The sequence below is a fragment of the Streptococcus mitis genome (assembly GCA_001560895.1).
Lineage (GTDB): Bacteria > Bacillota > Bacilli > Lactobacillales > Streptococcaceae > Streptococcus > Streptococcus mitis_Q.
Window position 1 is genome coordinate 1,426,150 of record CP014326.1, and the last position, 23,896, is coordinate 1,450,045.

21 protein-coding genes are annotated in these 23,896 nt (G+C 39.2%); 3 read left to right on the forward strand and 18 right to left on the reverse strand.

The window, feature by feature from the left end:
* Positions 1–56: 56 nt before the first annotated feature.
* Complete coding sequence (locus tag AXK38_06855) at positions 57–794, reverse strand: adaptor protein MecA (protein AMH88977.1); 738 nt, start codon at positions 792–794, stop codon at positions 57–59.
* 124 nt (positions 795–918) lie between these two features.
* Here AXK38_06855 and AXK38_06860 point away from each other — a divergent pair, with 124 nt between their 5' ends.
* Positions 919–2,397, forward strand: a complete 1,479-nt coding sequence (locus AXK38_06860; GenBank protein AMH88978.1) for a virulence factor MviN — start codon at positions 919–921, stop codon at positions 2,395–2,397.
* A gap of 47 nt (positions 2,398–2,444) precedes the next feature.
* The gene (locus tag AXK38_06865; GenBank protein AMH88979.1) at positions 2,445–3,917 is read left to right on the forward strand and encodes an MBL fold metallo-hydrolase; all 1,473 of its coding nucleotides are present in this window, start codon (positions 2,445–2,447) and stop codon (positions 3,915–3,917) included.
* 54 nt (positions 3,918–3,971) lie between these two features.
* On the opposite strand, the gene AXK38_06870 is transcribed toward AXK38_06865, so the two are convergent.
* The 15 genes from AXK38_06870 to AXK38_06940 all read right to left on the reverse strand — a co-directional run bounded on the left by AXK38_06870 (position 3,972) and on the right by AXK38_06940 (position 19,182).
* Entirely contained in the window at positions 3,972–4,694 is a 723-nt protein-coding gene (locus tag AXK38_06870; GenBank protein ID AMH88980.1) for a phosphate ABC transporter permease, read from the reverse strand.
* Between the two features lie 3 nt (positions 4,695–4,697).
* Positions 4,698–6,851 (reverse strand): lipopolysaccharide cholinephosphotransferase, encoded by a 2,154-nt coding sequence (locus AXK38_06875; protein AMH88981.1) that lies wholly within the window; start codon positions 6,849–6,851, stop codon positions 4,698–4,700.
* Between the two features lie 8 nt (positions 6,852–6,859).
* Positions 6,860–7,825, reverse strand: a complete 966-nt coding sequence (locus AXK38_06880; protein ID AMH89656.1) for a glycosyl transferase family 2 — start codon at positions 7,823–7,825, stop codon at positions 6,860–6,862.
* Positions 7,825–8,661 (reverse strand): 2-C-methyl-D-erythritol 4-phosphate cytidylyltransferase, encoded by an 837-nt coding sequence (locus AXK38_06885; GenBank protein AMH89655.1) that lies wholly within the window; start codon positions 8,659–8,661, stop codon positions 7,825–7,827. Before AXK38_06885 ends, AXK38_06880 begins: the two co-directional genes overlap by 1 nt.
* 134 nt (positions 8,662–8,795) lie before the next feature.
* On the reverse strand, positions 8,796–10,091 hold the full coding sequence (locus AXK38_06890) for a LytR family transcriptional regulator (GenBank protein ID AMH88982.1): 1,296 nt from the start codon (positions 10,089–10,091) through the stop codon (positions 8,796–8,798).
* Complete coding sequence (locus AXK38_06895; GenBank protein ID AMH88983.1) at positions 10,088–10,936, reverse strand: prephenate dehydratase; 849 nt, start codon at positions 10,934–10,936, stop codon at positions 10,088–10,090. Before AXK38_06895 ends, AXK38_06890 begins: the two co-directional genes overlap by 4 nt.
* A complete protein-coding gene (locus tag AXK38_06900) occupies positions 10,933–11,409 on the reverse strand; it encodes a shikimate kinase (GenBank protein ID AMH88984.1) in 477 nt (158 codons plus the stop codon). The genes AXK38_06895 and AXK38_06900 overlap by 4 nt, the downstream gene beginning before the upstream one ends.
* Positions 11,402–12,685, reverse strand: a complete 1,284-nt coding sequence (locus tag AXK38_06905; protein AMH88985.1) for a 3-phosphoshikimate 1-carboxyvinyltransferase — start codon at positions 12,683–12,685, stop codon at positions 11,402–11,404. Before AXK38_06905 ends, AXK38_06900 begins: the two co-directional genes overlap by 8 nt.
* Positions 12,686–12,776: 91 nt before the next feature.
* Complete coding sequence (locus AXK38_06910; protein AMH88986.1) at positions 12,777–13,115, reverse strand: hypothetical protein; 339 nt, start codon at positions 13,113–13,115, stop codon at positions 12,777–12,779.
* 10 nt (positions 13,116–13,125) lie between these two features.
* Positions 13,126–14,229 carry a prephenate dehydrogenase gene (locus AXK38_06915; GenBank protein AMH88987.1) on the reverse strand — a complete coding sequence of 368 codons (1,104 nt, stop codon included), beginning with the start codon at positions 14,227–14,229 and terminating at the stop codon, positions 13,126–13,128.
* A gap of 9 nt (positions 14,230–14,238) precedes the next feature.
* Positions 14,239–15,405: a chorismate synthase gene (locus AXK38_06920; protein AMH88988.1), complete on the reverse strand. Its 1,167-nt coding sequence runs from the start codon at positions 15,403–15,405 to the stop codon at positions 14,239–14,241.
* A gap of 9 nt (positions 15,406–15,414) precedes the next feature.
* The gene (locus AXK38_06925; protein ID AMH88989.1) at positions 15,415–16,482 is read right to left on the reverse strand and encodes a 3-dehydroquinate synthase; all 1,068 of its coding nucleotides are present in this window, start codon (positions 16,480–16,482) and stop codon (positions 15,415–15,417) included.
* Positions 16,483–16,500: 18 nt separating this feature from the next.
* The gene (locus AXK38_06930; protein ID AMH88990.1) at positions 16,501–17,355 is read right to left on the reverse strand and encodes a shikimate dehydrogenase; all 855 of its coding nucleotides are present in this window, start codon (positions 17,353–17,355) and stop codon (positions 16,501–16,503) included.
* A complete protein-coding gene (gene aroD, locus AXK38_06935) occupies positions 17,345–18,022 on the reverse strand; it encodes a 3-dehydroquinate dehydratase (protein AMH88991.1) in 678 nt (225 codons plus the stop codon). The genes AXK38_06930 and aroD overlap by 11 nt, the downstream gene beginning before the upstream one ends.
* Positions 18,019–19,182, reverse strand: a complete 1,164-nt coding sequence (locus AXK38_06940; protein AMH89657.1) for an SAM-dependent methyltransferase — start codon at positions 19,180–19,182, stop codon at positions 18,019–18,021. Before AXK38_06940 ends, aroD begins: the two co-directional genes overlap by 4 nt.
* Before the next feature lie 149 nt (positions 19,183–19,331).
* On the opposite strand from AXK38_06940, the gene AXK38_06945 reads away from it, so the two are divergent.
* Positions 19,332–21,449 carry an alkaline phosphatase gene (locus tag AXK38_06945; protein AMH89658.1) on the forward strand — a complete coding sequence of 706 codons (2,118 nt, stop codon included), beginning with the start codon at positions 19,332–19,334 and terminating at the stop codon, positions 21,447–21,449.
* A gap of 316 nt (positions 21,450–21,765) precedes the next feature.
* Here AXK38_06945 and AXK38_06950 read toward each other — a convergent pair whose 3' ends face one another.
* Together AXK38_06950 and AXK38_06955 are read right to left on the reverse strand one after the other, a co-directional pair.
* Entirely contained in the window at positions 21,766–21,984 is a 219-nt protein-coding gene (locus AXK38_06950) for a hypothetical protein (protein ID AMH88992.1), read from the reverse strand.
* Between the two features lie 536 nt (positions 21,985–22,520).
* Positions 22,521–23,864 carry a DEAD/DEAH box helicase gene (locus AXK38_06955; GenBank protein AMH88993.1) on the reverse strand — a complete coding sequence of 448 codons (1,344 nt, stop codon included), beginning with the start codon at positions 23,862–23,864 and terminating at the stop codon, positions 22,521–22,523.
* Positions 23,865–23,896: the final 32 nt, after the last annotated feature.

Below are 23,896 nucleotides of genomic sequence, written 5' to 3' on the forward strand. Positions count from 1 at the left end.
AAACGAATCAGACGATTCGCTCTCCTTAAAATCTAGAAATAGCTTTCCAGAAATGATTATCCAATCTTTTGCAGATTAAGCACTGCATCGTGATTCATCAAGACTTGGCCATACTCTTGCAAAACAGAGCGACTGATGTCACTATCGTCCGCAAACTCGCGCATACGAGCCAAAAGCCAAGCTGGATATGGACTTGGATGATTTTCAATATCCACTAAAATGGTCAAATAATAGCGCTCGTTCATTTTGTAGAGTTCAGAAGTTTCCATCTCAAAAGTCACTGTCTTGGCAAAAGCCACTAAATCAGCCAACTTAGCAAAAGAAAGGATGTAGTAGATGAAAGGCTCTTTCTTGTTCTCAACTTCTTGTTCAGCTTGCTCCTGCTCTTCTTCCCTGGCTTCTACTTGCTCTAGAGATTGAATCGCTTCGATATCATCCTTAGTCTTTTCTGCGATGCTTTTTTCCAAGGTTTTGATAAATTCATCTGGCGACATTTGAGCCAATTCTTCCATATCTGGCAAATCCGATAAGTCTTCAAAATCTAGATTTTGGTCAATCTTTGACTTGGTCACAAAGACGTCCACCTTATCAGGTTTTGGAGTCACACGGAAGCTCAACATGCCTGTATCTAGAAAGCTCTCAGGCATCTCTAACTCATCCAAGATGGCATAAAAGAACTCTTCTGTTTTTTCTTGAGGAACAAGAAAGTCAGCAATCTCCATTCCTCGATCCATCAAATCTTCTAAAGACATCGTGATTTTTAAAGTTGTATCACTAATTTGTTTCATTTTCATCGCTAGTAACCTCATACTTTCAGTTCTATCTATTATACTAGATTTTTACGATTTTATCAAAAGAATGAAGCGAGAATGTGATATAATACTAGAGACCATTTTACAATATAAGAAAGAAAGTACAATGAAAAATATAAAAGTTAATGCACTGGCTAGCTTGCTAGTCAATGTTCTCAATATCGTTTTTCCGCTGATAACTAATCCCTATCTGACGCGGATTCTCAGCAAATCCAACTACGGTTATTTCAATACTGCTAATACTTGGGCCAGCTTTGTCATTCCACTAGCTGCCTTTGGAATATACAACTACGGGATTCGAGCTATCAGTAAAGTCAAAGACGATAAGAATAAAATCAACTATGTTTTCTCTAAATTATTCTATATCTCCATTATTACATCTGTTCTAACAACAAGTATCTATTTCCTATTTATTTACCTGGATAACAGTATCGAAAATTTGAAAGAACTCTACTATATACTTGGTGTCCAGGCTCTCTTCCAATTCCTTTATATCGAGTGGATGAACGAGGCTTATGAAAACTATTCTTTCATCTTATACAAAACATTGGTTATTCGTATAGCTATGTTGGTCGCTATCTTCACCTTTGTAAAAACTCCAAATGATATCGTACCTTATGCAATCATCATGAGTGCAACGACGATTCTAAACTATTTACTCAGTTTTCTCTGGATTAAGCGAGAAGTTTCCTTTGTTAAGATTGGTCTTGTCGAATTAGTCAAAGCATCGAAACCGCTCTTGACTATGCTTCTCCTAGCAAACGCCAATATGCTCTACACATTACTTGATAGAATGTTTATCACCAAAGGGCCTGATGAAAACTATATTTCTTATTATACCATTGCTTCCAGCATCGTCATGTTGATTGCCAGTGTCTTGAGTGGAGCTATCAACGTCAGTATTCCACGTCTAGGTTACTATCTCGGTAAGAAAGACTACGAGTCTTATAAGAATCTTCTAAATCAAGGCGCTGCCCTCTTTTACTTCCTCATCATTCCAACCAGTATTGGGATTATGGTATTGGGGAACTACGCAACTGTCATCTACTCTTCTGAAAAATACCTTGAAGCTGGTATTTTGACTAGTATCTTCGCCTTTCGGACTATCATTTGGGCCATTGAGTTGATTCTCGGTAAGCAGATTATCTTCATCAACGACCACGAAAATCGTTTGACAGCCTTTTACTTTATTGGTGGCGGTGCCAATATCCTACTCAACAGTCTCTTGTATTTCAATAATATTTTTGCACCAGAGTATTACATTGCTACTACTATTATTGCAGAAACTATAGTTGTTCTACTAGAAATTTTCTTTATCAAGAAACATCATCTGCTTGACCTAAAAGAAATCTTTACTACTTTAATACGATATACTATTGTATCGCTCGGATTCATTCCGATCTATTTTGCCTTTAAATTCCTTTTCCAAATCAACTCTTATACAGTCAATCTCAATATGATCCTCATGGTTCTCTCGACTGTTGCAACTTGTGGAATCTACTATCTCCTGATACTTTTTATCACAAAAGATAAAACATTCCACTATGCACTCAATCTTGCTCTTGCTAAGATTAAAAGAAATTAAAAAACTATAATCTACTCATAAGGAGATAATATGATCAAAAAACCAACATATGCATATATATATATATATCGATCCTTATATTCCTTGCTACTTTAATAACACCAATTTTAGCAAATGATAGACTACATATTATAACCGTTGCTGATTGGTCCGATGCCATGATATTAGAAAGCAATGGGCATTTTGCAATGATAGATACTGGAGATGATTTTTCTTATCCAGACGGTTCTAATCCTAGATACCCCGATAGACCAGGAATTGAGAAAGATCCAAAAGCAATTACCGAAGATAGATTGCTGTCTCATATTGAACAATTAGGAATCAAAAGTTTTGATTTCATAATAATAACGCACGCACATTCTGATCATATTGGCGGAGCTCACGACATTCTAAAAACAATACCTACTCAAAAAATATATATTAAAAAATATAGTGATGATCGCCTCACAGATAAAACCGGTCTTTGGGATAATTTGTATGGGTATGAGCGAGCCCTACAAGCTGCTATCGAAACAAATACTACAATAATTCAAGATATATCTGAGGAAGATTCACACTTAACACTTGGAAATATTAAAATTGATTTATTAAATTATGAAAATGAATACGAAAATGATGGTTCATTAAAAAAAGTATATGACGATAATTTGAATTCAATTTTATCAATAGTAAATATTAATAATACAAAAATTTTCTTAGGAGGAGATTTAGAAAATACTGAAAGACATCTAGAAGAGAAATATGCGCCTTTGATTGGACATGTAGATGTCATGAAATTTAATCACCACGTAGAAACAACTAAATCTAATACGAAAGAATTTGTCGACAAACTTAATCCTAAGAAAATTATTAAAACAGGGATTAGACCAGTAGAAGAAAAATACGCTGAATATCTTAAACAAAAAAATATCAGCATTATAAATGCCGGACAACTAGATAGAGCAGCAATTTCTCTTGAATTCAATAATGGAAATGTTACTGATGTATCTGATAAATACCCACATTATGGATTTTATAACGATGGTGATATTCTAAAATTTAAAGATTGGAAAAATGAAGCTCCTGAAGATGGTTGGACACAACACAACGATAATTGGTATTATTTCTTTGATTCTGGTACAGTCGCAGTTGGTTGGAAATATATAGATAAAAACTGGTTTTATTTTAATCAAAACGGAGAACTTCAAACAGGGTTAGTTGATGATGGAAATAATCTATACTATATTGAAAAAAATACAGGTATGTTAACTAACACTTGGAAAGAGATTAACTCCAAAGAAACCTATTACTTTAAAGAAAATGGCAAAGCAGCTAAAGATGAGTGGATGAATCGTTATCATTTTGAAAATGATGGAACCCTTAGTAAAAATAAATGGATTGGTATTTTTCATCTGAATCGTTCTGGAAGAGTTAGTCTTACAGATTATAGAAACTATCTATTTATTATATTTACACTGGCTGTAGCTTTGATTTTTTTGAAACTTAAGAAAAAATATAATGGTAGAGTCATTAAAAAATAATTAAAGATAAAAGAAACGAACTGGATTTGATCTAGCTCGTTTCTTTTATTTATTTTAGTGTCCAAGGGATTTAGTCAAAAGGACTTTTGCCAATTTAGCATCTCTTTGTTTGTAAATTGGATTTTCTTTCCAGTTATAATGGGTATTAGGGATTTCAAAATCCTCCTCATACAAGTAACTGATGTATTCTCTTGTATTTTCTGGAACTTTTACTAGAATCTCTTTAAAACTGTATTCAGTTAATTCTGTAAAGGGCAATTCATAGTGGTAGACTTCATATCTTGTTGGATTTCCCAAGGCATTTGTCATGTAGAAAATAGTATCTGAGGAGATAATATCCTCTTTTTTATCATAGACAATAAAGTCAACATTGAGTCCCTTATAACTATAGGACAACTCTACAAGCTTATCATTGTAATAGAACTCTTTAGTTCTAACAAAGCCTTTCTCAAAAAGAACTTTCTCATCCCTTAAAAAGGCTTCATAGTCTGGGATAATAATCCCAAAATCCATATCTAAATCATGCGGGATCAAATCATTTTCTCTGTAGAAACCAAGTAAAGTCCCAAAATCTAACCAGATATCATAAGATTTTAGATTGGATTGATAGATGGCCTTTAGAATATCTTCAAAGTTTTCTTTGAGCAAATTGCTTCTCTTTGAATCCAAGTCAATATTTGCTTTTTGATTTAAGCTTTTGATAATAGGTAGATTTTTAACCAGATCTTTCTTATCTCCTAAAAGACTGGCTAAACTTCTTTTTAACCATTGTAACACGTCCTATCCCTCCTTTATGTATGCCTGGAAGTCGTCGTGCTTCACTCGTTTTTCCAGAGGAGGAATTTCCATAAAGTCATCCCCGTAGATGGCAGAAAGAATTTGCTGATAAGCCTCAGGAATTTTGTAAACTCTATCTTCAAATGGACTGTCAATCGTAGTATCCAAGAAGGACTTATCAAACTTCGTAGAAACTCTTTTGTTCTCCATGAGGTAGTCAATGAAGTCTCCATCTTTTTCTTTCATAGATAGATTGTTCATCTTTTGGTTCCAAGTTTTGACACGAGTTAGACGGAATACAAGGACAAGTAGATATCTGACAATATTCTTGAGTTTCGCATTCTTATTATGGATTCCATAAAGGGTATAGACTGATAAACGACGGTAAGTATCTAGTTTTAACATATCTTTGTTAACATCAGCATAATAGTCAAATGGGAAAACATCCACACAAATCCCTAAATCAATATCATTTTCGATATAGTTGTTGTCGTAGACTGTTCGCGCGTCATAAACTCGATAAAATGGGTAAGGATAACGTGCGTCATTTTCCCAAGAAACCACTTTGTAGACAGGGTCATTATCTCGCAAAATAGCTTGATACAATTTGTCATATTCATATCGTTTTAGAGAGATATCGATATCGTCATCCCAAGGAATGTAGCCTTTGTGTCTCACTGCTCCCAGCAAGGTTCCATAAGCTAGTGAATAGTTGATATTCTCTTTTTGGCAGAGATTGTGGATATAATCCATGACACCTAGTTCAACTTCTTTGATCTCTGCTTCGTCGAGCTTTCTGTAGCCATCTCTTTTTTTATAGAGAACAGAGAAATAGTAACCTGAAATCACAAACAAGATACAACCTTGTAGTGAAATTCCATAGAAGGTTGAACTCAAGAACAAGTTAGAGATGAGAATAACCACTGTCATCAATAGAATGGTAATCAATTCATGGTTGCGACGTCCTTCTTGAATATCTTTCTTATATTTCTTGAGACTGGAAATGATAAAAGAAAGCATAAAGATGGCCATCGGAATTAAACCAGTTAAACCATCATAAAAGAGTAATTCTAGATATCCATTATGAGTAAGATAATGCTGTTTGATTATATAAGCAGAAGCATCATACTCTTTCCCTAACTCATACCAGTTCCCACCTGAATATCCAAACAGTGGACGTTTAGGGATAAAAGAAGCTGTAGACTGCCAAATAGCAAAACGGTTATTAGAGATATTTTCTTCACTGGTGTCTGTTCTTTCAAGAGAAAAATTCTTGTCCCCTTTTTGAACATTAGCTAAATTCTTTTTAATCTCAGCAGAATTAGCTTTCAAGTAAATATCACTACTATACTTAATACCATTATAGCTAACAAATACTAAACCTACTGTCAGAACTACTGTCAAAATAGATTTCCCTTTTTTTGTCCAGTTAGCAGTCATCAAACTATAAAGCGAAGCAACTACTACTAAACAGATATAGGTTGTTCTTGAACCAGATAAAACAATATAAGCGAAATTAAGCACAATAGATGAAATGGCTAATATTTTAATGATTTTATTATAAAGAGACAGGCGCATCCATAAGTAAATAATCACCATCAAAGAAATAATAGAGAGGTAGTTGGGACTTGCCAAGATCCCGAACAAACGGGATTCTACAAACCCCTGTCGGATTAAAAGTCCTTTATAATCATATACACGGTAACCTTGTAACATTAAAAATTGACCAAGCGATACAAGTACACCTATAGTATTTGCAACAGTTATAATTGAGAAAAACACATCAAAAATAGCACGCGCTTTTTTCTCTGTGAAAGACTGAAAGACTGGATAAACTGCAAAAAAATAAATGAAGAAGACTACTAAATTTTTTATATTTGTTGAAAAACCATACTTGACAACTAGCGCAGCTGTTAGAATATTCATTAGAAAAAAGAGTATTAAATACTCAATTTTTCTGACTGTCAGATAAGCTTTTTTTATAAAAAAATTATAAAGTCCCAACAAAACTCCCATAAGGGTCATGCCAAGAGTAACAAATTTATTGGCTGAAATAGATTGAAGCGGAACAATCAAGCCAGCCATACAATAAAAAGATATAACTGATAAAAATAATAAATTAATCTTAAAATAGTTTTTTTCAATAAATGAAATCATTTTTTCTCCTAACGCTTAGTTTGTTCAAGCAAGATTTTCGTATACAATTTTCGACTCAGACACAATGCTAAAAAGCTCAATTTTCTTGCTCTTGTAAAACGACTATCTGAAAGAATGTTCTTTGTGTTTTTCTTTAGATATGCAATCAAACGGTCTTCTAATACCCTATCCTTAAAATCCGCATCGACCAAGAGCCTATCCAATACATAGAAGTAAGCCCAATTTAAACGCATAGTTGCAGTATCTACTAGATCAAGATAATTCTCTTTGATAATCTTCGCATTTTGTTCATAAGCTTCAATAACATTTAAAAATTTCAAGGAGAATTTTTGAGTCGTAATACTATTCTCACGGTGAACATAGTAGTATTTCTTCTCGTTTGTTGCAACAACTTTGCGACATTGATGAATCAAGGCAATCATGATAAAGGCATCCTCTGCTATTTTGCCAATTTCAAATCGTAGCTGTTCAAAGAGTGCTTTTTTGTACAGTTTATTAACAGCTGTGACGGAGAGGATTTTAGCTTCCATGACCATCTTAATGGCTTCTTGGGGTGTTAATTCCCAGGTCTGAATCATTGCAACCTGCTTTTCCGGAATTTGGTGATAAACATCATAATGTCCACACATAGAAAGATCAGCATTGGATTCTAGCATTTGATGGTAAAGGGTCTCATACATATCTTCATCAATGTAATCATCACTATCGATAAAACCGATCAAATCAGAACTTGCTTCTTCAATCCCTCTATTTCGAGCGTCAGACAAGCCACCATTTTCCTTATGAATGACACGAATCCGTTGATCTCTTTGTGCTAGTTGATCACACAGTTCTCCACTATTATCTGTTGAGCCATCATTGACAAGAAGAATTTCCAAATTGGTATAAGTCTGTTTTAAAATGGATTCTACACACTTCTCAAGATATGCTTCCACATTGTATACCGGAACGATAACGCTTATTTTTTCTCCCATCATGCTCCGTATTCTCCCTTGTATTCTGTATAAGACTTATCCATGTCTGCTATAATAGCATCATGATGCGGTACTTGCTTGTCCACTGGTGGCGGTGTCATATAGTCACCAAAAGCAGTGCTGAGATAAGCATCATAGCCAACTGGAATAGGCATCTCTGTACCTTCAAATGGCAAGAAGAGATTATCTTCAAAGGATGCGATTGGGTACTTGTTTCTCATGTAGCCAGGACCTGAGCATAATTCTGTAATACCATCGCTCTCAGCTAGACTATATTTGGTCATTTCTTTCTCAGATTTTTTCCAAATGCGATAACGGAGAGATTTTGGCGTCATGCCCAGTAAGATGCGACTTCCCCATTTCATAAGAGCACCATGCTTTTCTGGAATAGTTTGTGCACAAAAAAGTGAATAAATCAGGGCCCAGCGAACCTGTTTCTTCCGCTCAGCTGGATTTTTCGGATAATAATCCAAAGGCAAGACATCCAAGGCCAAACCATGTGGCAAATCCAAATCCTGCTGATAAGGTTTGATACAGGTCGTTTCCTTGTCACGAATGGTAATAAAAAGATTGCGGTCGACAAAATCCGCGTTACTCTTTGACAAGAAATAACGTTCATCTGCATAACGAGGCCATAATTCTGCCAATTTTTCATAGTCCTTACGGGGCATAAAAAAGTCTAGGTCATCGTCCCAAGGAATGAAACACTTGTTTCGAAGGGCACCAATAGCACCTCCACCACAAAGATAGCAAAGCAAATCATGTTCTTTACAAAAAGCCACAAAATATTCAGCCATCTCCAGACTACGAGCCTGAATTGCTTTTAAATCAGTCATATTGTTCATTATTCTTTCTATCGTATCGTTTCATTATACCACAAATTAGGACTGAAAATCTATTGCAGACTGTAAAAAATCAAAGCCTGACTACTATCCAAATAGCTATCAAACTTTGATTCTTCTGTATTATCTTATCTCAAACCCATCTGAGACAATTTATTCTGATATTTATTTTGATCGACCAGCAACCCCAAGCCTCCATAGACATCATAGGCATCTACCCAATCACCCAGTTCTGGAACTGTTAATCTCTCAATGCCGTTTTGTGCTCCATTTAGGAAGGATAAACCATTGGTCAATAAGAAACTATAAGGAACATTCGTTGAGGTCATTCCGAAGACCTTGCCAAGTGCCTCTGAGCCTGTAAAGAGCTTGGTTGGATCCTTGATTTGCTGAAGAACTGCTGTCAGCACTTGCTGCTGTCTCTTGGTACGACCATAATCGCCTTCATCATCATCACGGAAACGAGCATAATTAAGCAAAGTCGAACCATTCATCTGCTGTTTCCCGACTTTAATAGTCTGGGTCGGAGACTCTGTTTCCGTAGCATGTAAGTCATCTCCCACCGTAGCTTCAGTTAACGGTTGACCTTCCAAGGTTGAGAATTTAGCATCAATCATCACTCCATCTGGGAACAGCGTATCAATCGCTGTTGCAAAGGCTTGAAAATCAACCAAGGCATAGTACTTAATGTCCAAGTCAAAATTATCTTTCAATACTTGGCGAACCATTTCTGCCCCTTTTTGCCCCTCTTGTTCTCCTAACTCGTAGGCTACGTTTAACTTGTTATCTGTCTGTTTTCTACCGTTAATCACTTGACTATAACCATCTATATAGACCAAATTATCACGCATGAAACTGACCAGCTTCATTTTCTTATCCGAACCTCCGACATTTAATACCATAATAGAGTCCGTCCGCGTCTCAGCACTATTTTGACCGATTCGCCCATCCGTTCCCATGATCAAAATATTAACACCATCTCTGGTATCCTGACCATTAAAGACTTCTACTTGAGCGGCCTTAGCATTGGCAGTTTTGGTTGAATCAGCATTTGAATAACCTTTTAGGAACATAAAAATCATGCCAAGCGCTACACAAGCTAAGATAGCCAGTAAACCTGCGAAAATGTGGCCCCACCGTAGCTTCCGCTTTTTAGTTTTTTTCTTTGGAAGAGAATTGATCTTCTGGTATCTCTCAGAACGACTACGACTATTATAAGGAGGAATTGAAGCGTTAGCACTTGTCTTTCCATAATCCTCGGTCAATTCTTGACTTTCTGAGGTGGCGTCACTACTTTCCCCATTCAATTTATCTTGCAAGTAAGCAAACTCTTCTTTTTCTCGCTCATTGAGATAGTGAATATTCTTAAGTAGATAGTCATAGCGTAACTGCTCATGGTGACTTAAGGGATTTTCTTTACTCATCTTCTCTCCTTTCCATGGTCTGATATTGGATAAATAGGATAAGCTCCCAGAACTTTATACTGGATTCCAATCGCTTCTAATTCTTTTTGGGCAAAGTGGACCAGGTCCTTATCAGCGTAGTCCACATCGATAATGAAAAAGTATTCTCCCAGTGCTGTCTTGAGTGGCCGACTTTCAATTTTTGTTAAGTCAATTCCTCGCCAAGCAAAGGTCGATAGGGCCTTATAAAGTGCACCTGGAAGGTTGTCAGGTAAGGTCAAGGCCAAACTCATTTTCTCAGTTTGTGCTTGCAAGGGAATACTAGGCTTTTCAGCTCCTAAAACCCAGAAACGTGTGAAATTGGCCTCCATTTCCTGAATATCCTCGGCAATCAGTTCTAAGCCATATTCTTCAGCAGAACTTCTAGGTGCAATTGCTGCAAAGGGCTGGTCTGGATGTTCGGAAATAAAGCGGGCCGCATAGGCTGTACTAGCAGTCACCTCGATTTGAGCATCTGGATACTGTTCATCGATAAATTTCTTTCCTTGCGCCAAGGCCTGTGGATGTGAAAAAATCTTTTCAATCTTAGTGTGACCTGGAACCACCATCAACTGCTGATGAATAGGCTGAACGATTTCTGCCACTGCTTGAATGTGAGCCTGATGAAAAAGGTAGTCCAAGGTTTCATGAACACTACCCTCGATAGAATTTTCAACTGGCACCACAGAATAGTCCACCAAGCCTTGCTCATAGGCCTTGATGACATCTGTAATATTGGCAAAGGCCTGCAATTCCTCATGAGGAAAAGCTGTCTGCACAACGTGATGTGAAAATGATCCCTTGGGACCTAGATAAGCAATTTTCATCTCAGTTCCTCTATAATTTCCTCTGGGCTTAGCTTGGTCACATCCAAAATCCGACTAGCCACTTCCTCATACCAAGCCTGTCTTTCCTGGAAAATAGCTGCTAGTTTTTCTTTACTATTATTTAGAAAAAGCGGGCGCTGATTGTCCTTATCAGTTGATATGCGTTGGTAAAGGGTATCAAAATCTGCTTTCAGATAGATGTTATCAGGATTCGTCTTTAGTAAGTCACGATTTCGCTGAGAAATGACTACTCCTCCGCCAGTTGACACAACTTGGTCTCTTTGTAGTAACTCAGCTAGGACTTCTGACTCTATCTGACGAAAGGCCTCTTCTCCCTTTTCAGCGAAAAAATTGGCAATGGACATACCTAAGCGCTTCTCGATTAGAGCATCCATATCAAGGTAATTAGGGTCCAAGCCTCTTGCAATAGTCGATTTTCCAACTCCCATAAAGCCTAGTAACACCTTAGCCATGAATCAAGCTCTCCAAATCATCAAAGAAGCTAGGATAGCTGGTATTGATAGCTTCTGAACGGTCAAGCTCCACCTCTCCATCTGCAACTAAGAGGGCTGCGATGGCTGTCATCATACCGATACGGTGGTCTCCAAAAGTATTGACCCTAGCACCGTGAAGGGCTGATTTGCCTTTGATAATCATTCCATCTGCTGTAGGTGTGATATCTGCTCCCATACTATTCAAGGCGTCTGCCACCACCTGAATGCGATCTGTTTCCTTGACCTTGAGTTCCTCAGCATCCTTGATAACTGTTACACCTTGGGCTTGAGTCGCAAGCAGGGCAATAATAGGCAATTCATCAATCAAGCGTGGAATCAAAGCGCCACCAATCTCTGTTCCTTGCAAGTCAGAAGACTCAACAGTCAAAGTAGCAGATTTAGCGACTGGGTCAATTTCAGTAACTTCTAATTTTCCACCCATAGCGCGAATGACATCGATGATACCTGTACGCGTTTCGTTAATACCAACATTCTGCAATACGACACGAGAGTTTGGAACAATCAAACCTGCGACCAACCAAAAAGCTGCACTGGAAATATCTCCTGGAACAACCACCTTTTGTCCTATCAATTTTTGTGGTCCTTGGACTGTGATTTTCTTGCCGTCCATACTTAAATGACCACCAAATTGTTGCAACATATCTTCAGTATGGTTACGGGTGCACTCTTTTTCGATAATCACTGACTCCCCCTGAGCCTGCAAGGCAGCAAAGATCAAGGCGGACTTGACTTGAGCAGAGGCAATTGGCAACTCATACTGAATAGGTGTAAGATTTTTCGTTCCTTTTAAGTGAAGGGGAGGCAGGTCTCGCTCAGTTTGACCTGAAATGCTGACGCCCATTTTTTTCAATGGAATAGTCACACGGTCCATAGGACGTTTGGAAAGACTATCGTCTCCGAACATTTCTACTTCGAAGTCTGCGCCAGCAAGGACACCTGAAATCAGGCGAATCGAGGTTCCAGAATTTCCCATGTCCAGGGCATTTTGCGGAGCTTTTAAGCCATCCATGCCTACACCTTGAATGGTAATACTCCCATCTTTGTCCTCAATCTCAACACCAAGGTCACGAAAAACCTGCATGGTAGAAAGGACATCTTCACCCCGCAAAATATCATAAACCTTAGTCTCACCCTCGGCCAAACTTCCAAAAATAATGGAACGGTGGCTGATAGACTTATCACCTGGAACGCGGATACTGCCGTGTAAATGGCGAATGTTTGTTTTTAGTTTCATACTGGACCTCATACTTGCAATACTTTTACTTATTTTATCATAAAAAGCCAGAAATTCCTTAAAAATTCCTGACTTTATGATAGTTATTTTCTTATTTTAGCAATTCTGAAACTGGTTCGAAAACAATTTTTTCAATGTCAGAAAGGTAAATGGCCAATTGTTGTTGCTTGGTAAAGAATTCTGACAAGAGGCTGTTCCCTTGAATCTGCTTGCCAAAGCCTTCCATTTTAGCTTGGAAGGAAGCATCAGGTATTTGACCTGTCTGTGCTAGTCTTTGAATTTCCTCTTGGAAGGAAACATATTCTGTAAAGATTTTGCTTGCCTCAACATCTGCTGCAATCGCATCTTTAGCTGCTTTGACAGCCTTATATTCTGGTAATTCGCGTAGACCGCGACTTAGTTCATTTGCACTATCGTAAATATTTGACATGATTTTCTCCTTATTTGACAACGACTGTGTAATCGGTGTTTTCTGTTATGAGGTGCTCGGCTCGTTCTAAATCTTGAGCGTTTTTAAATGAAATTTGTAGAATCCCGTGAATATCCTCACGGTTTTCTTCGTTGATATGGATGTTAACCAAGGAAGTTCCACGTAGCAGTTCCAAAATTCGCAAGATGACATCTTCTTCATCGGGAACATCAACATAGAGGTCATAAGAACTATCCACACCGCCACGCTTATGAATTTCCATGGCCTGACGTTGCTCACGTGCCTGATTGAAAAAGTTCCAAATCTGCTCCTCATCTCCCTTATTGATAGCCTGCCCAATCGCTTCCAAACGGTCCTTGAAATCCTCAATTCGCTCTAGAATGGTCTCACGATTGGACAAGAGGATAGAAGTCCACATACCTGGTTCGCTTTCCGCAATTCGGGTCATATCTCGAAAACCACCGGCCGCAAAGCGTCTTGCCATCTCATGTTCTTGAGCATAGACCGCAGTCTGCTCCATGAGACTGGAAGCCAGAATATGTGGAAAATGGCTAATCTGAGCAGTCACACGATCATGCTCCTTAGCATCAATCTCGATAAAACGAGCATGAAGACCTGAAAGCAGATTCTTCATTTCCTCAAGTGTGTCAGGACTTGTCAGGCTCGAAGGTGTGAAGATATAATAGGCATTTTCAAAGAGATTGACATCTGCAGAGGCAGCCCCAGTCTTGTGACTACCAGCCATGGGATGGGCCCCGACAAAGCGAACAGGCTTACCAGCCAAATACTGCTCCGCCGCATCCACAATAGCTGACTTGGTCGAACCGGCATCTGAAATAATGACGCCTTCTTTTAAATCTATATTAGCCAACTCCTTAATAAAGGAAATGGTTTGTTTGATTGGCAAACTGAGAATAATGATATCTGCCAAAGGAGCAAAACTGGTAAAATCATCTGTTGCACGGTCAATCATGCCTTCCTTCAAGGCGATATCTCTCGAAGCTTGGCTACGATTATAACCCAAAATTTCGTAATCTGGATGATCGCGTTTGATACCAAGGGCCATAGAGGCACCAATCAATCCAAGGCCCGCGATATAGACTGTTTTTGCCATAGGAACTCCTTAATAGTTCTTTGTATAGTCTCGGTGTTTGGCCACTGCTTCTTTTAATTCCTCTAGATTGTCTGATGAGAATTTTTCAAGGATTTCTTGCGCCAGAACCGTTGCTACAACAGCTTCCATGACTACTCCTGCTGCTGGAAGAGCGGTCGGATCACTTCTCTCCACAGTTGCCTTGTAAGGTTCGTGGGTTTCGATATCCACACTCATAAGAGGCTTATAAAGAGTAGGAATAGGTTTCATAACTCCACGAACAACAATCGGTTGCCCATTGGTCATACCACCTTCGAAACCACCTAGATTATTGGTACGGCGAGTATAACCGTCTTCTTTAGACCAGAGAATTTCGTCCATAACTTGGCTGCCTTTGCGGTAACCAGCTTCAAAGCCGAGGCCAAATTCCACTCCTTTAAAGGCATTGATAGAGACGACAGCTTGGGCCAATCGCGCATCCAATTTTCTGTCCCATTGAACATAGGAACCAAGTCCTACTGGTACGCCTCCAACGACTGTCTCGACAACTCCACCGATGGTATCACCGTCACGTTTGATTTGGTCAATATAATCCTTGATCTCCTGTTCTCTTTCTTGGTTGACAATAGAAACTTCAGACTGGGCAGCTCGTTGCTTTATTTCAGCTACTGTCAGATTTTCAGGTACATCGATTTCCTTGCCACCAAAGACCACAACATGGCTGGCAATCTCCATATCCAATTCAGCCAAGAGTCGTTTAGCTACTGCCCCAACTGCCACCCGCATGGTGGTTTCACGAGCTGATGAACGTTCCAAGGAATTTCGCAAATCATCAAAACGGTACTTGATACCCCCAACCAAATCGGCATGACCTGGACGTGGATGGGTGATTTTTCGTTTGCTTTTAAGGCGGTCTTCAATGTCCTCCGCAGACATGATATCCAGCCATTTCTGGTGGTCCTTATTGATGACATCCATGGTAATAGGAGCCCCTGTCGTTTTCCCATGGCGAACGCCCGATGTAAAGACAACCTGGTCACTCTCAATCTTCATACGACCACCACGACCGTAGCCACCCTGACGGCGTTTAAGGTCTCCATTAATATCCTCAGCTGTCAAAGGAAGTCCAGCTGGAATTCCCTCAATGATAGCCGTTAGACGCGGGCCGTGTGATTCTCCTGCAGTTAAATATCTCATACACTCTCCTTATTTTACCAAGTAGTCTTTCATCTCTTCCAGAGAAACTGGGTGAATGGTCGCTGAACCGAGCTCTGGTACCAAGACCAATTTCAAGGTATTGCCACGCGCCTTCTTATCATGAGTCAAAGCCTGATAAAGCTTATCAACATCCCAGTTTTCATAGTCAACAGGTAGCCCAAATTTCTGACACATCTCTGTGATAGACTGGGTAATCCCAGCTGGCATAAGGCCTTTTTCCTCAGCAACCTTGGATATCTGCACCATTCCCATAGCCACAGCTTCACCATGCATGACCTTGCCATAACCGGCAGTCGCTTCAATAGCATGGCCAATAGTATGGCCAAAGTTGAGGTAAAGGCGAACACCGTTATCCAACTCATCCTCAACTACCATCTTACGCTTAACCTGACAAGAATGTTCAATCAAGGTCTCTGCATACTCCAAAATGCTCTCTACAGAACCATCTAGCTCCGTCAAGAGAGCCCACAGTTCTGGGGCCTCAATCAAGCCGTACTTGATAACCTCACCCATCCCTTCAATCAACTCTCTTTTTCCGAGTGTTTCAAGGACAAGCGGGTCAATCAGAACCCCATCTGGTTGGGCAAAGGTCCCCACCATATTCTTAGCAAATGGAGTATTGACGCCTGTCTTTCCACCGATAGAAGAATCCACCTGGGCTGTCAAGCTGGTCGGGATCTGAACAAAGTGAATGCCCCGCATATAGGTAGAGGCTACAAAACCAGCCAGGTCTCCAACGACACCGCCACCAAGAGCCACGATTCCATCGCTACGAGTCAGACCTTGCTTAACTAGAAATTCATAGACTTTCTGGACAGTGGTTAAATTCTTTCTTTCCTCACCCTCTAAAAAGTCAAATACCGCCACCTGAAAACCAGCATCTTCTAGGCTGAGCTTGACCTTCTCTGCATAAAGAGAAGCTACATGGTTGTCTGTTACAATGATCACTTTTTGAGGTTGCCAGAGTTCTCGCAACCATTGACCAGTCTGAGCCAAACAGCCTTTTTCAATCTGAATATCATAAGGATGATGAGGAATATCGATTCTGATTTTCATAGGAGAGTCTCCTTTTCTTTATTGGTATTTTTCTGTTAAAGACTGCCAAATCTCTTCTGTTGGCATTTCCTTTCCTGTCCACAGTTGAAAGGCTTCTGCAGCTTGATAGAGCAACATTCCCAGACCATTGACAGCTGGATTGCCCTGCCTCCTAGCCCATTTCAAAAATGGCGTCTCAAAGGGTTGGTAAATGATATCTGCGACCAAGAGAGTTTCTGGCAAATTAATGCTTTCAGGAACTGGGGATGATTTACCATCCATCCCTACACTGGTCGCATTGACAAGTAAATCCGACTCAGCAATCCTTGCTTGCAGTTCAGAAACATCTTCTAAAGCATACAAGTCCACTTTAAAACCTGTTTGCTCCTGTAACTTGTCTAGATAAGGTCTTGTTTTTTCCATAGAAACTGAACGAACAAAGACTGAAATCTGACTGACGCCATCCAAAATAGCCTGCGCCAAGATTGATTTAGCCGCACCACCTGCACCCAGTAAGGTCATCTTTTTACCTGTAATTGTAAAAGAAGGCAAGCTCTTAAAAAATCCCTTGCCATCTGTATTATATCCAATTAAAGTTCCATTATCATTGACAACCGTATTGACCGCACCGATCAAGCGCGCTTCGTCACTCAACTCATCCAAATAGGAAATCACTTGCTCCTTATAGGGCATGGACAGGTTGATACCAAACATCTGGTAGCGGCGAATATTGGCCACTGTTTCTGCCAAGTCACTCGCTTCAATCTCCCAAGCCACATAAACACCATTGGTAGCTGTAGCCTCAAAGGCCCTATTGTGGATGAAGGGAGAGATAGAATGCTTAATAGGATTGGCAACAACTGCAGCTAAACGTGTATAGCCATCAAGCTTCATCCAAAATCTCCCGAATTTTTTTCATGTTAGCTAAGGAAATTTGACCTGGGGCACTTGCCTCATCTAGACTAGCAAAGGACCAGCTTGAACCAGTCACATCTGCAGTGATACGAGAGACCTTGCCCACCTTGCCCATAGAAATAGTCACATATTCCTGTTCAGGATTAAGGGTTTTAAAACCTCGTGTATAGTTCATCAAGTCTAAAACATCTTGCTCCGTGTGAGCCATCACCGCAACCTTGACCAGTTTTGGATTTAGGCTCGTCAACTCTGACAAGATTTCCATCATATTTTCAGGTGTTTCTTGGAAATTGTGGTAACTTAAAACGAGATTTGGGAAGTCCAGCATTTCCTCAAAGACATCCTTGTAGCTATAGTACTCAAAATCAATATAGTCTGGTTGATAGAGTTGCGCCACTTCCTTGATTAGATGGATATATTCTTCCGGAGAAAGATCAATTTCTCCCCCTTCAGCGCGAGTTCGCAGAGTGAAAACCAACTCACGACCTGCGAATTTTTCAAAAATAGCTGGAGCCACCTGCAAAATCGCTTCTTTAGGCAGATAGTCGGCACGCCATTCAATGATATCAGCATCCTGATACCTCGTAGCATCCAGAGCCTGGGCCTCCTCTAAACTTCTTGGCATTACTGAAACTATTAATTTCATTTACTAACCTTCATACTAATCACCTTGAGGTAATTACTACTTTCATCTTTTTTATTATAGGCGAAATCTGCTGGAAGACCGTATTTATTTAAAATCTGGTAACTTCTTCCTGCAAAGCCTTTATCAATTTGTTCTGTAAATTTCTGGCGGGAAACATTGGCAGCATTGGTACTGGCAATGATAATCCCTCCCGGATTTAAAATCTCAAGACTCTGGGAAATCAACTTGTGATAATCCTTAGCCACAGAGAAAGTCTGTTTTTTGTTCCGAGCAAAGCTAGGCGGATCTAGAACAATCACATCGTAAGTCAAGCCTTTTCGTTTGGCATACTTGAAATACTCAAAGACGTCCATGACTATAAAACGATGGGCATCTGTGCTGAGCCCATTTGCCTGAAAATGCGCTTGAGACAATTCTCGTGAACGCTTGGCTAGGTCAACCGAAGTTGTCTGGCTTGCTCCTCCCATGGCCGCAGCTACTGAAAAAGCTGCTGTATAAGAAAACATATTGAGCAAGGATTTGCCCATAGCCAATCCATCAACCAGACTACCACGAACTTCATGCTGGTCTAGGAAAATCCCTGTCATCAAGCCATCGTTCATAAAGACTTGATACAGGACACCATTTTCCAGAACAGTGAAAAAGTCAGGTGCTTCTTGACCATAAACATGAGCAGATTCATAGTCCAAACCCTTAAAGCGGATCTTCTCATAAGCCCCTAAAACCTCAGGAAAAACCTGTCTAAAGGCTTCTGAGATGATCTGACGAATCTGATAAACATAAGAGTTATACCAAGAAAATACAGCATAGTCGCCATAAAGGTCCACTGTCAGACCGCCAAAGCCATCTCCCTCCTGGTTGAAGAGACGAAAGGCAGTTGTCAAATCATCTTGATAGTAGGCGCTTCTCTTTTCTTTAACTTGTCTAAACAGCATTTCAAAGAAAGCTTGATTGAAGGTCACCTTGTCTGTGCTAACAAACCAGCCCAAGCCCTTGTTTTGCTGAGAAAGGTAGGCAGTCCCAAGAAATTTTCCATCTTGACTATGGACTTCTACTTCCTGATCCTTAAGATTAACATTCTCAAGATCGCTGGCTTCTAGCAAAACTAGCCCTTTGGCAAGCTTTTTTTCAATCCTTTTACTGACTCTTATTCTATTCATGATTACCATTATAACAAACTTTTAGACAATTCTCAAAAAAGAAACTACCCTTGCTTTTTTACTCTAGTTTTAAAAAATGGTATACTAATACTAATAAAAACTTAGGAAGTAATTGTGTGAGAATCAATTTTAACAAAATCCAAAAAGTCATCGGTACCAGACTGGGTTTTGTCCTAACCCTTTTAATCCTCTATTGGATCAAAACCTTATTAGCCTATACCGTTGACTTTAATTTAGATATTCAAGTGGGCAAGTTACAAGGAAATTACCTTGCCTTTATCGCCTTTTTCAACCCCCTTCCTTTGGGACTCCTCCTACTGGCTCTTGCCCTCTATGCTCGATCAACCAAGTCCTTTTATAGTCTTAGTATAGCTATTTATAGCCTTTTATTCATTTGGCTCTACTCCAATGTCTTTTACTATCGAGAATTTAGTGACTTTATCACAGCTAATACCATGAAGGTGGTCAGCAAGGTGTCTGTTGGTACTGCGGAACTAGAGTTACTGCGTCCTTGGGATTTCATCTATTTTATGGATTTCCCACTGCTGGCTTTTCTTTTCTTTAAAAAATTCATCCATTTGGATAGGAGACCTTTCAAATTCCGCTCCAGTGTTGCTATCACTGCTCTCTCAGCCCTGCTCTTTTCAGCTAATCTTTTCTTGGCTGAAATTGAGCGTCCCGATCTCCTGTCACGAGGATTTTCGAATTATTATGTTGTTCGTGCCCTCAGTTTGCCAGCCTTTCTAGGTTATAGTGCCAACCAATCCTATAGCGCCAACAAAGAACGTGCTAAGGCCTCTGAGACTGACCTTCAACCTATTACAGATTATATTCAAGAACATTCGGCTAAGCCCAATCCAGACTATTTTGGCTTGGCCAAAGGAAAAAATGTGATTTATCTCCACTTGGAGAGTTTCCAACAATTCCTGCTTGACTATAAACTCAACCTAGATGGAACTGAGCATGAAGTCACTCCCTTCCTGAATTCCCTCTACCATTCGCAATCTACACTAGCCTTTTCGAATATCTTTAACCAAGTCAAGGCTGGAAAAACCTCAGATGCGGAAACCATGCTAGAAACCGGTTTATTTGGCCTTGATCAAGGTTCCTTCATGGTCAACTACGGAGGTACCAATACCCAGCAAGCTGCCCCTTTTATCCTATCAAAAAATGGCTATCAATCGAGTGCTGTCTTTCACGGTAATATCGGGACCTTCTGGAACCGAAATACGACCTACAAACAATGGGGCTACCAATACTTCTTTGATGCTTCCTATTTTACCAAGCAAGACAGTAGCAATTCTTTCCAATATGGTTTAAATGATAAAATCATGATGAAAGATTCTATCCAATATCTGGATCACTTACAGCAACCTTTTTATGCCAAGTATATCACGGTGTCCAATCACTATCCTTATGCTAGCAATCTGACTGGCGATGAGCTTGGTTTCCCCTTGGCCAAAACCAAAGATGAAACTATCAATGGCTACTTCCAAACCGCCAACTATCTGGACAGTGCCATCAAGGCTTTCTTTGACTATCTCAAAGAAAGTGGCCTCTATGAAAAATCCATCATCGTCATTTATGGAGACCATTATGGCATTTCCAATTCCCGCAACCCTGACCTGGCACCTTTGATTGGCAAGACTTCTGAGAACTGGTCGAATTACGATAATGCCATGTTGCAACGAGTGCCTTTTATGGTGGTCATACCTGGTTATGAAAAGGGACAAATTATCAATACCTACGGTGGACAAATCGATATCTTACCGACTCTCGAACACATCCTTGGTATTGAGTCCAATTCCTTCCTTCAAGTTGGACAAGACCTACTATCACCAGATCATCAAGAAATCGTTGCCTTTCGAACTGCCAATTCATTCGTCACACCTAAATACACCAGTTATGACGGACGAACCTACTATACTGAGAGCGGTCTTGAAATCAGTAATCTTGATGAACAAGCTCAGACTGAACTAGAAATCGTTCGTCAAGCAGCCAGTCAACAGCTGAAAATTAGCGATCAGATCCAAACTGGCGATTTGATACGTTTTTACCAAAAAGATCATCTTGGAGCAGTTGATACAGAAAGTATTTCTTACCTCAATTCTTTACCAATTCTGCAAAAGATTGAGCAGGAAAAAGGTAGTCAATCAACGAGCCTCTTTAGCCAACGACAAGGCAAAACCAGTACTGACCTCTTCAATGCACCAAGTTACCAAGAACTCCACCCAGAGTCGGCAGAAACCGAATCAAAATCACAATAAAAAATGCTCTTCCGTCTTGGAGGAGCATTTCTTTTATCAACGAAAACCAAAGAGCAAACTAAGAAACTAGCCACAGGCTATACTTGAGTACGGCAAGGCAAAGCTGATGTGGTTTGAAGAGATTTTCGAAGAGTATTAACTTTGAGATTGTAGGTAAAGAGGTTGTACCTGCAATATATGTCTGTCAAGTTTAGTGACGTAGATAGTAGAAGAAATATGAGGATATAAATCAGCTTCAGTAGGTATCTGGAAAATTTGATTCTATATAGAAGTCTATAAATCTTCCTAATTTTAAAGACTTTTACTCAGTCTAATGTTACAAACTCAATATACTATCAATAAATAATATTATAGAAGCAACAACAATTATAATTTCACCTATTTGCATAATACTATTACGAACTCTAAATATATGTTCTATCAAAAATACTTGGATCACACACATTATAGGAATTAACGTTTTTGAAATTGAAAAATATCCAAATAAATAAACTATAAACAACAATAATAGAACTATATTATATTTCTTATTCATGACATTTCCCTCTTTATTTTTTGATTACTAATCTTAATCATTTACAACTACATTATAACAAACGACAAAATTCTTGTTAACAAATATTGCCATTTTTTGTGATTCGAATGTGATAAACTACTTTGATATTAATTTTAGATAACATTTCGTCTATACTTAGGGGTGAACACAAAGTGATACTTTGTGTGTAATAAACTATGAGCCTTTTGCGCCATATTTTTCTCCTTTCACTTTACAATTGGCTTGAACACCTTTATTGTATCGCGTTTGGAGTTTTTTGCTATAGTAGATTGAAATAAGAGGTGAACAAATGGATTAGGAAAGTCAAATTAATTTCTAGAAATATTTTTAGCAGTTGTAACGTACTATTCTAGTTCCAATCTACTATATAACCTTCGACGCACGTGACTGAGGAAAAAGTCTTTAAAAGCAGAAAAACGCATAATATCAGATGTGCTAAAATCTTGATATTATACGTTTTATTGTGGAAAGATTTTTTCCGTTTTTTACTAAAATTGAGTTTTTCCCAACCTATTTTAAAATGTTTGGCGTTTTGCTTTACGCTCGGCACGACCGCGAGCGCGATTTTCAGCACGCTTGGTTTTGCGGCGTTTTTCATCAACCGCCCATTTGATTTTCTTCTTATAGCCCGGTTTAACTTTTTTCTTTTTCTTTTTGACCAGACCAATCATTTCAATATCAAGCTTATCTTGTTTTTTCTCACGGTTGGCACGACGATCACGGTCATAGGTATCTTGAAATTCTCCGTCTTTGACCATCTTAGGAGTAAACTTGATTCCCAATTTCTCCAACTCACGGATATCCGAGTCATCACTTGGCTGGTAAAGGGTAATAGCTGTACCAGCTAGGCCATTGCGCCCAGTTCGACCAACACGGTGCACAAAGAAAGATAAGTCTTGCGGAATGGCATCATTGATAACATGACTGACACCTTCAATGTCAATTCCACGCGCTGCCAAATCCGTTGCTACAATATACTCAAAATCTAGATTTTTCACCTGATTCATGATACGCTTGCGCTCACGAGGGGCAATATCTCCATGGATTTTTGCCACCTTCAAACCTTGAGCAGTCAGATATGAATGCAACTCATCAGCACGCGTTTTAGTGTTAACAAAAATCATTGCCAAATAAGGTTGCATCAACTGAGTCAATTGATAAATTTGAGCATTCTTGTCACGTCCCTTAGTAGAAATCAACCAATTATCAATGGTATCAGAAATGACAGTTTTAGTCTTAATTTTCTCCATAACAGGATTTGACAAGTATTTTTTCAAGAATGGTTGCAGTTTTTGTGGGATAGTCGCTGAGAAGACCATGAATTGCAAATCTTTTGGAAGGCTGCCAGCAATCTTATCAACAATTTCTAAGAATCCCATATCCAAGGTCATGTCTGCCTCATCAACCACAAAGGTCTTAGCCTTGTGAATAGCTAAATCACCAGATTTAACCAAGTCGTAGATACGACCTGGAGTACCGATAACAATATGAGGCTGATTGCTTGCCAATTTCTCAATCTGGCGAGCCTTATCCGTACCCCCTACATAATTAACCACACGAACTTCAACATCTGAATGGGCTGAAATTTGACGAGCTGCTTGGTAAATCTGAGTAGCTAATTCACGGCTCGGTGCAGTAATCACTGCCTGTACATTATCGCTAGCTTCATCTAATTGCTGGAAAATCGGTAACAAGAAAGTATGAGTCTTACCTGAACCTGTTTTTGATTCTCCTACTAGGTCACGACCTGCCAAAACAATCGGAATCAACTTATCTTGCACCTCTGTTGGAGTTGTAAATTTTAACTCCTCCAAGGCTTCTCTAATATAGTTTTTAAATTGAAATTTCGTAAATGACATAATATCCTCGATTCTATCTATCCTATCAATTA

Excerpts from the sequence above, each read along its gene's own strand:
- AXK38_06855 (AMH88977.1), bottom strand. The coding sequence starts at position 794 with ATGAAAATGAAACAAATTAGTGATACAACTTTAAAAATCACGATGTCT.
- AXK38_06860 (AMH88978.1), top strand. The coding sequence starts at position 919 with ATGAAAAATATAAAAGTTAATGCACTGGCTAGCTTGCTAGTCAATGTT.
- AXK38_06875 (AMH88981.1), bottom strand. The coding sequence starts at position 6,851 with ATGATTTCATTTATTGAAAAAAACTATTTTAAGATTAATTTATTATTT.
- AXK38_06880 (AMH89656.1), bottom strand. The coding sequence starts at position 7,825 with ATGGGAGAAAAAATAAGCGTTATCGTTCCGGTATACAATGTGGAAGCA.
- AXK38_06885 (AMH89655.1), bottom strand. The coding sequence starts at position 8,661 with ATGACTGATTTAAAAGCAATTCAGGCTCGTAGTCTGGAGATGGCTGAA.
- AXK38_06890 (AMH88982.1), bottom strand. The coding sequence starts at position 10,091 with ATGAGTAAAGAAAATCCCTTAAGTCACCATGAGCAGTTACGCTATGAC.
- AXK38_06895 (AMH88983.1), bottom strand. The coding sequence starts at position 10,936 with ATGAAAATTGCTTATCTAGGTCCCAAGGGATCATTTTCACATCACGTT.
- AXK38_06900 (AMH88984.1), bottom strand. The coding sequence starts at position 11,409 with ATGGCTAAGGTGTTACTAGGCTTTATGGGAGTTGGAAAATCGACTATT.
- AXK38_06905 (AMH88985.1), bottom strand. The coding sequence starts at position 12,685 with ATGAAACTAAAAACAAACATTCGCCATTTACACGGCAGTATCCGCGTT.
- AXK38_06910 (AMH88986.1), bottom strand. The coding sequence starts at position 13,115 with ATGTCAAATATTTACGATAGTGCAAATGAACTAAGTCGCGGTCTACGC.
- AXK38_06915 (AMH88987.1), bottom strand. The coding sequence starts at position 14,229 with ATGGCAAAAACAGTCTATATCGCGGGCCTTGGATTGATTGGTGCCTCT.
- AXK38_06920 (AMH88988.1), bottom strand. The coding sequence starts at position 15,405 with ATGAGATATTTAACTGCAGGAGAATCACACGGCCCGCGTCTAACGGCT.
- AXK38_06925 (AMH88989.1), bottom strand. The coding sequence starts at position 16,482 with ATGAAAATCAGAATCGATATTCCTCATCATCCTTATGATATTCAGATT.
- AXK38_06930 (AMH88990.1), bottom strand. The coding sequence starts at position 17,355 with ATGAAGCTTGATGGCTATACACGTTTAGCTGCAGTTGTTGCCAATCCT.
- aroD (AMH88991.1), bottom strand. The coding sequence starts at position 18,022 with ATGAAATTAATAGTTTCAGTAATGCCAAGAAGTTTAGAGGAGGCCCAG.
- AXK38_06940 (AMH89657.1), bottom strand. The coding sequence starts at position 19,182 with ATGAATAGAATAAGAGTCAGTAAAAGGATTGAAAAAAAGCTTGCCAAA.
- AXK38_06950 (AMH88992.1), bottom strand. The coding sequence starts at position 21,984 with ATGAATAAGAAATATAATATAGTTCTATTATTGTTGTTTATAGTTTAT.
- AXK38_06955 (AMH88993.1), bottom strand. The coding sequence starts at position 23,864 with ATGTCATTTACGAAATTTCAATTTAAAAACTATATTAGAGAAGCCTTG.